This window comes from Streptomyces sp. NPDC051677 (assembly GCF_044453465.1).
Classification (GTDB): domain Bacteria; phylum Actinomycetota; class Actinomycetes; order Streptomycetales; family Streptomycetaceae; genus Streptomyces.
The window spans coordinates 21,285-28,092 of sequence record NZ_JBITCT010000079.1; the positions used below are offsets into that span (position 1 = coordinate 21,285).

Annotated in this window: 8 protein-coding genes and 1 pseudogene; 3 read left to right on the forward strand and 6 right to left on the reverse strand. The window is 72.2% G+C overall.

The features are described 5' to 3' along the window. Positions 1-99: 99 nt before the first annotated feature. Complete coding sequence (locus tag ACIBAF_RS45820; protein WP_399472193.1) at positions 100-849, forward strand: response regulator transcription factor; 750 nt, start codon at positions 100-102, stop codon at positions 847-849. Beyond that, the gene (locus ACIBAF_RS45825) at positions 846-2,450 is read left to right on the forward strand and encodes a sensor histidine kinase (RefSeq protein WP_399472180.1); all 1,605 of its coding nucleotides are present in this window, start codon (positions 846-848) and stop codon (positions 2,448-2,450) included. The genes ACIBAF_RS45820 and ACIBAF_RS45825 overlap by 4 nt, the downstream gene beginning before the upstream one ends. 274 nt (positions 2,451-2,724) lie before the next feature. Here the strand turns inward: ACIBAF_RS45825 and ACIBAF_RS45830 are convergent, their stop codons facing one another. The 5 genes from ACIBAF_RS45830 to ACIBAF_RS45850 form a co-directional block, all read right to left on the reverse strand. Beyond that, positions 2,725-3,012 carry a response regulator transcription factor gene (locus ACIBAF_RS45830; RefSeq protein WP_399472182.1) on the reverse strand — a complete coding sequence of 96 codons (288 nt, stop codon included), beginning with the start codon at positions 3,010-3,012 and terminating at the stop codon, positions 2,725-2,727. 164 nt (positions 3,013-3,176) lie between these two features. After that, positions 3,177-3,836: a response regulator gene (locus tag ACIBAF_RS45835; protein ID WP_399472184.1), complete on the reverse strand. Its 660-nt coding sequence runs from the start codon at positions 3,834-3,836 to the stop codon at positions 3,177-3,179. Continuing rightward, the gene (locus ACIBAF_RS45840; protein WP_399472186.1) at positions 3,833-5,143 is read right to left on the reverse strand and encodes a sensor histidine kinase; all 1,311 of its coding nucleotides are present in this window, start codon (positions 5,141-5,143) and stop codon (positions 3,833-3,835) included. Before ACIBAF_RS45840 ends, ACIBAF_RS45835 begins: the two co-directional genes overlap by 4 nt. A 139-nt stretch (positions 5,144-5,282) precedes the next feature. Beyond that, positions 5,283-5,534, reverse strand: coding sequence for an MMPL family transporter (locus ACIBAF_RS45845; protein WP_399472188.1), 252 nt, complete (start codon positions 5,532-5,534; stop codon positions 5,283-5,285). After that, on the reverse strand, positions 5,525-5,848 hold the full coding sequence (locus ACIBAF_RS45850) for an MMPL family transporter (RefSeq protein WP_399472190.1): 324 nt from the start codon (positions 5,846-5,848) through the stop codon (positions 5,525-5,527). The genes ACIBAF_RS45845 and ACIBAF_RS45850 overlap by 10 nt, the downstream gene beginning before the upstream one ends. Positions 5,849-6,125: 277 nt before the next feature. On the opposite strand from ACIBAF_RS45850, the pseudogene ACIBAF_RS45855 reads away from it, so the two are divergent. Further along, positions 6,126-6,293, forward strand: a pseudogene (locus ACIBAF_RS45855) (transposase); the annotation flags it as partial. Here ACIBAF_RS45855 and ACIBAF_RS45860 read toward each other — a convergent pair. Then, entirely contained in the window at positions 6,283-6,528 is a 246-nt protein-coding gene (locus tag ACIBAF_RS45860) for a hypothetical protein (RefSeq protein ID WP_399472192.1), read from the reverse strand. The pseudogene ACIBAF_RS45855 and the gene ACIBAF_RS45860 sit on opposite strands and share 11 nt — an antisense overlap. Positions 6,529-6,808 lie beyond the last annotated feature (280 nt).

A 6,808-nucleotide genomic window follows, 5' to 3' on the forward strand; every position in this document is an offset into this window, starting at 1 on the left:
TGCCGCGCATCTTCTGTCGTGTGCCCGTTTTCCGGCGGCGCCCGGAGTGCGTCACCTGTTGCCTGGAGGCCTCCTTTGACACCTGTCGAGCGCTCCGCCCTGCCCGGCCCGGGCACCGGAATCGAGCCCGGCCCGGCGGCAGCCACCGGCGCGAACCTGCTGATCGTGGAAGACGAGCCGACCGTGCGGGAACTGCTGTGCGCGGCCCTGCGGCACGCCGGCTTCACCGTCACCGCAGCAGGGACGGGCCAGGAGGCCCTGGACCGCGCGCACGAGGTCTCACCGGATCTGGTGCTGCTGGACGTGTTGCTGCCCGACCTGGACGGCTTCGAGGTGATCCGCCGGCTGCGCGACCGGCACCGCCCGGCCGCCACGCCCCGCACCGGGCACATCCCGGTCGTGTTCCTCACCGCCCGTGACGCCACCCGGGACAAGATCGAGGGCCTGGTGCTGGGCGGCGACGACTACGTGACCAAGCCGTTCGACCTCCAGGAGCTGATCGCCCGCATCCGCGCCGTGCTGCGCCGCACCAGCGGCGACCCCACCGCCCTGCTGCGCGTGGCCGACCTGGAACTCGACCCCGACGCCGTCCAGGCCGCCCGTGCGGGCGAGCCGCTCCGCCTGTCGCCCACCGAGTTCCGGCTGCTGCACTACCTGATGACCAACGCCGGGCGCACGGTCTCCAAGCCGCAGATCCTTCAGCGCGTGTGGGACTACGACTTCAACGGCGACACCGGCATCGTCGACACCTACATCAGCTACCTGCGCCGAAAGATCGACAACGGTGGCTCCAAGCTCATCCACACCGTGCACGGCGTGGGCTATGTACTGCGCGGGCCGAAGTCATGACCCGGCGCCGTCGTGTCCGTGCCCTGTGGGCACGCGCGTCCCTGCGCAGCCGGGTGCTGGTGCTGGCCGTCGCTCTGCTGGCGGCCGGGTTCACGGCGTTCGCGCTGGTCACGGGAAACGCCCTGCGTGGCTATATGGACGACCGCGTCGACTCCCAACTCCACGCCGCCGCCCAGGTGTTCGCCGTACTGCCGCCGGGCATGGCGGAGACCGGCACCGCGCGAAGGCCGCCGGCGGCGCTCGCCGACTTCAGCACGGACGTCCTCGGCAACCCCGTCATCACCTACGTCGCCCAGGACGGCACCGTCGAGAACAGCATCGACTCCCTCGCCGGGGGGAAACGGACACACAACGCGCAGGGCCCGGCCCTTTCCCGGCTGGACCAGGACGCCGTCGCCGCGCACGGTGGCCGCCCGTTCACCGTGGACGGCACCAAGGGCGACACACGCTGGCGGGTGATCGCCGTGCCCCGGGTGGCTGGTGCCCTCCTGCCCGGAGCCACGGCGCCTTCGGTCGCCGATTCCGGCAGCGTGGTCGTGGCCACGTCGATGGAGCAGGTGGACGGCACGGTGGGGCGCATGTGGCAGAACTACCGCAACACCGGGCTCGCCCTGCTCGCGGTCCTGGCCGTGGCCTGCTGGTTCGCGGTCCGCTCCGGACTGCGTCCGCTGTCCCGCGTCGAACGGACGGCCGCCGAGATCGCGGGCGGCGACCTCTCCCGGCGGGTGCCCGAACTGGCCGGCCCGAACACCGAGTTGGGCCGACTGGCCAGGGCACTGAACGGCATGCTGGGGCAGTTGGAGACCGCGTTCGCCGCCCGGGCCGAGTCAGAGGCCCGGATGAGCCGGTTCGTCGCCGACGCCAGCCACGAGTTGCGCACCCCCCTCGCCGGCATCAAGGGGCTGACGGATCTGTACCGCATGGGCGCCCTGCCCGAACGGGAGGACGTCGACGCCACGATGGCCCGCATCGCCCGCGAGTCCGACCGCCTCACCCGCCTCGTCGAGGACATGCTGATGCTGGCCCGCCTCGACGAACACGCCCTCAAAGCCACGGGAAAACCCGCGGTCCACCCCACGCCGGGCTCCCCGCTCGGCCTCGACCTCGCCCCCACCGACCTGCGCACACTCGCAGCGGACGCCCTGCACGACGTACGCGCCCTGGACCCGGCCCGCACCGTCACCCTCACCGGCCCGGGCGGCGACGGCCCGCCCGCCTCCGCCCCGGCCCTCGCCGACGAAGCCCGCCTGCGCCAGGTCGTCACCAACCTCGTCGGCAACGCCGTCACGCACACACCGGCCGGGACACCCATCCGCATCGGCGTGGGCACCGCCGACGGGCACGCGGTGCTGGAGGTCTGCGACCAGGGGCCGGGCCTCACCCCCGACAAGAGCAGCCGCATCTTCGAACGCTTCTACCGCGCGGACGCCTCCCGCAACCGCGCCACCGGCGGCGCAGGCCTCGGCCTGTCCATCGTGCACTCCCTGGTGAGCGCCCATGCGGGACGCGTCGAGGTCGACTCGGCCCCCGGCCGGGGCGCCACCTTCCGGGTCGTCCTGCGGCTGTTCACCGACCAGCCGACGCGGACGAGCCCACCGTGACCGCCCCCGGGCGGACCAGCCTGTTGTCGTAGGCGAGGACGACGGCTTGGACACGGTCGCGGGCGCCGGTGGCGACGGCGGTGAGGATCTCACGCTCGCGGCGGCTGAGCGCCGCGAGAGGAGGGGCTTGCGCGGATACGCGGATCCGGCCGTCGGGGAAGGAGTCGGCGAGTTCGTGAGCGAGGCGGCCGCGCCCGCGCGCACGGGTGGGAGGACGGTATGTCCGGCGGCCGCCGCGCGCATGCTCGCGGTGAGTCGGTCGGGCAGCGCGTGTTTACAGGGAGTCGTCGGCGCCGAGTGCGAGGCCGACGACCTTCTCGGTCTCGCTGCCGCGTCCACTGATCACGATGAGCGGCACATCGCTGCGCCCCCGCAGCTCTCGGCAGACGCCCAGCCCGTCGATGTCCGGCAGGCCGAGATCCAGCAGGACCATGTCCGGCTCGGGCGCGGCGAGCGCGGCCTGCCCGGTCGGCGTCCATGCGACGTCGTGGCCGTAGCGGTTCAGGCCACGTCGCACGGCGTCGGCGGTGGACCGGCCGTCCTCGATCAGCTGTAGCTGCACAGGTATCTCCTCAGGGTCGGCGAGAGTGGCCGGAAAGCCGGGCGCACGAGTGCGTCCACCCCAGTGGGGCCCGTGGCTTCCTCACCTGAGTCCTTCGCGGCCCCGGCCGGCGTCGCGCCGGGAGATGGGCGGTGGGGGCTGCCGGGGAGCAAGGACGGGCGGGGTCAGGCCGGTCGGACCAGTCCGGCGTCGTAGGCGAGGATCACGGCCTGGACGCGGTCACGTGCGCCGATCTTGGTGAGGATGCGGCTGACATGTGATTTGACGGTGGATTCGGCGAGGTGGAGGCGGTCGGCGATCTCGGCGTTGGTGGCGCCGGTGGCGAGAGCGGTGAGGACCTCGAGTTCACGTTCGGTCAGCTGGGCGAGCCGGTGTTCGTGCGCGGTGGTGCGGCCGATGGTACGGCGCTGGGTGTAGGTGTCGATGAGCCTGCGGGTGATGCCGGGGGAGATGACGGAGTCGCCGGCGGCGACGGCGCGGATGCCGACGACGAGTTCGTCGGGGCGGGCGTCCTTGAGGAAGAAGCCGCTGGCTCCGGCGCGCAGCGCTTCGCAGGCGTATTCGTCGAGGTCGAAGGTGGTCAGGACGAGGACGCGGGAGCGGCCACCGGACTCGGCGATGCGGCGGGTGGCCTCGATGCCGTCCATGCCGGGCATCCGGACGTCCATCAGGACGACGTCGGGGTGCAGTTCGGCGGCCATGCGGACGGCCTCGCTGCCGTTGACGGCCTCCCCGGCGACGGTCATGTCGGGCTGGGCTTCCAGAAGCATCCGGAAGCCGAGGCGCTGGAGGGTCTGGTCGTCGACGATGAGGACGGTGGTCATACGAGCGGATTCTCCGGCTTCTCCCGCTGTCCGGCGGACGGGGCGGGGGTGGTGGGGACGAGGCGGGCGTGGACGCTCCAGCCTCCGTGCTGGTTGCGGCCGGAGGCGATCTCGCCCTGGTAGAGGGCGGCGCGTTCACGCATGCCGACCAGGCCCTTGCCGCCGCCGCTGGTCCGAGTGGCGCGCGGTGGTCCGGTGTCCTCGACGGTGACGCGGACGGCGTCGGAGTCCGCGGTGAGGATGACGGTGACGCCGGTGTCCAGGGCGGCGTGCTTGAGGGTGTTGGTGAGGGCCTCCTGCACGATGCGGTAGACGGCGAGTTGAAGGCCCTGGGAGAGGGCGGTCAGATCGCCTTCCGTGCGCAGGCTGACGGTGGGGCCGGCGGCTCGGATGCGTTCCAGCAGAGCGTCGAGATCGTCGAGCCCTGGCTGCGGAGCGAGCGGGACCTCCCGGTGCGGGGTGTCATCGGTGCCGATCACCGCGAGCAGTCGGCGCAGCTCGCTCAGGGCGTCGCGGCCGCTGTCGGCGATGATGCGCAGGGTCTCCGCACCGCTCTGCGGTCTGGTCTCGGACAGCGCGGCCGCGCCGTCGGCGAGGCCGACGATGACGGCGAGGGTGTGGCCCAGGATGTCGTGCATCTCGCGGGAGACGCGGGCGCGCTCCTGAGCGGCTGCCAGGCGGGCCTGCTGTTCACGGTCCTTGTCCAGGGTGGTGACAACGGTGTTGACCAGCCGTCCGGCCAGGCCGAGTCCGGCGAAGGCGCCCATGGCGCTGATGGCCAGAAGGGCGATCACCTCGGGGCCGGGGACGTGGCTGAGCCGGTCGCCGGACCAGTAGGCCGACACCCAGACGACGAGTTGTGCGCAGGTGATGCCGTAGGCGACGGCCAGTTGGCGGGGGCTGCCGAGGCGGCCGACGTTGAACAGGGCCACGGCGCGTGCGGCGTCGGCGCCGTTGAAGACATCGAGGGCGATACCGACCACGGCCACCGCGGTCGTGGCGGCAAAGACGAGCATGGGCCGGCGCTCACGCCACAGCATCGGCACCGCGAAGGCCAAGGTCAGCGCGGCCTCGACCAGCCACCGGGTGGTGTTGGCCGGATTGAGCAGGGAAGGGACACCCAGGCTGGCGCACAGCGCCGGAACCCCCCACCGGCGCACCCAGGGATGGGCTCGGTCGGCCAGTCGCCAGCGGGCCAGCCGGAGGATGATCGAGACGATCACCTGTTGCTCGGGGTCGCTCATCAGCGGTACGAGGATCCGGGGCTGCCGGTCGGGCCTGGCGGTCCGCGCGGACGGTGCGGTCACGGTGTGCGCCCTTCGAGGTGCAGGCGGGCCGCCCGCCGGTCCCGGGGGAAGGGGCCGGCGGGCGGGGCTGGAGACACGGTCGGTGGATGATGGGCCGCCGCGGGGTGGATGGTACGGCTCTCGCGGCGGCCGTCAGGGGTCACCCCTGCCGTGTCGCCGCGGTGGGCACCGTCTCCTTCTTGTCCGAGTCCTCCCGGGCCTCCAGGAGGTGCCGGAGCTTCTCGCCCTCGACGTCCACCGAGGGCATGACGCGGTCGAGCCACGCGGGCAGTGCCCAGGTCTTGCGGCCGACCAGCGCCATCACCGCGGGCACGATCGTCATGCGCACCACGAACGCGTCGAGGAGGACCGCGGTGGCGAGACCCAGGCCGATCGACTTGATCAGTGCCACGGCGCGGCCTTCAGTTCGGCGACCAGTGCGTTGATCTCGCTCTTGTTGCCCGCGTCGGTCAGCTTCTGCCCCTTGGGCGCCTCGAAGACGACCTGGGCGGTCGCTCCGCCGGCGGATGCCTGCGGGAACTCCTTGCCCAGCAGGTCGATGGCCTTCTGGGACTGGGTGCCAGGAAGGCTGAAGTCGTCGGTCGTGGTCCCCGAGACGCTGGCGGAACCGATGCCGACGGCTGCCAGCACCACGATCCACCCCATCAGGAACAACCGTCGTCGCCGGAAGGCCAGCCGGCCCAGGCCATACAGGAAGGTGGCCACGGAAGCACTCCCACCAGGAGAAGAGGGTCGCTGACGGAATCGGGCCCACCGGTCGGCGGAGCCCTGCGCCCAAGGTATGAGCCGATCCCTGCCGCCCCCCGGCACCCCGGGACCCAATCCGCACGGGGGCCGGTACCGCGGTACCGCGGGGGCGGTACCGCGGTACTGATGCGCTCGCAGTACGGGTCCGCCGCTCCGGCCGCCTCTCCGAAGTCCGCAGCACCGCCCGGCCAGGTCGGGCGGTGCAGATGGCAGAGCTGCCTGAGCACCTCTACCGGTCACCTGGGCCATCGACATGACGGGTGGGGAGCCCGCGCTGCTGCCGGCCCTGCTGATCAACCACGGCCAGGAAGTCCTCTACATGCCCGGACGCCTGGTGAACCGGGCGTCCGACGGCTACCGCGGCGAGGGCGAGACCGACGCACCCGCGACGCCTACACGGCGACGCGGGTCCGCAGCTCGGCATCCATCATCGGCCCACCGCCATCGGCACGGTCAACCTGCGGCGCAGTGGCGGTGCTGGGATTTTCCAGGGCCGATCCCTTGGCCTTGCGCCGCGGGCGTGGGATGAGCAGGGTGGCGACGACGGCGATCAGTGCCGCGCCCACTGCGATCTCCAGGGCCCCGTCGCAGAGACCAGCCATCAGCCCGGCGTTGTACGTCACCAACTGGGTCGCCAACAAGACCGCTGTCAGCTGACCATCGATCTCAACGAGCAGAACACGCTCGCCCAGCGCCTCGCCACCTGCCCCGACCAGCCCATCACCCTCGCCCTCGCCCGCTGAACACACAGGCCGGGCTCGCCGCTACGGGGGAGACCGGCGAGCCCGGACGCCACCCCGGTTCCATACCGCCGCCCCGCGCGCCACGTACGGCACGGCCGGGCGGTGCCGGGTTCAGCTGAGGCCGAGCTTGGCGAGTGCGGTGGTCCAGTCGGTGACGATCGCCTGCTGCGCCTGC

Excerpts from the sequence above, each read along its gene's own strand:
- ACIBAF_RS45825 (WP_399472180.1), top strand. The coding sequence starts at position 846 with ATGACCCGGCGCCGTCGTGTCCGTGCCCTGTGGGCACGCGCGTCCCTG.
- ACIBAF_RS45835 (WP_399472184.1), bottom strand. The coding sequence starts at position 3,836 with ATGACCACCGTCCTCATCGTCGACGACCAGACCCTCCAGCGCCTCGGC.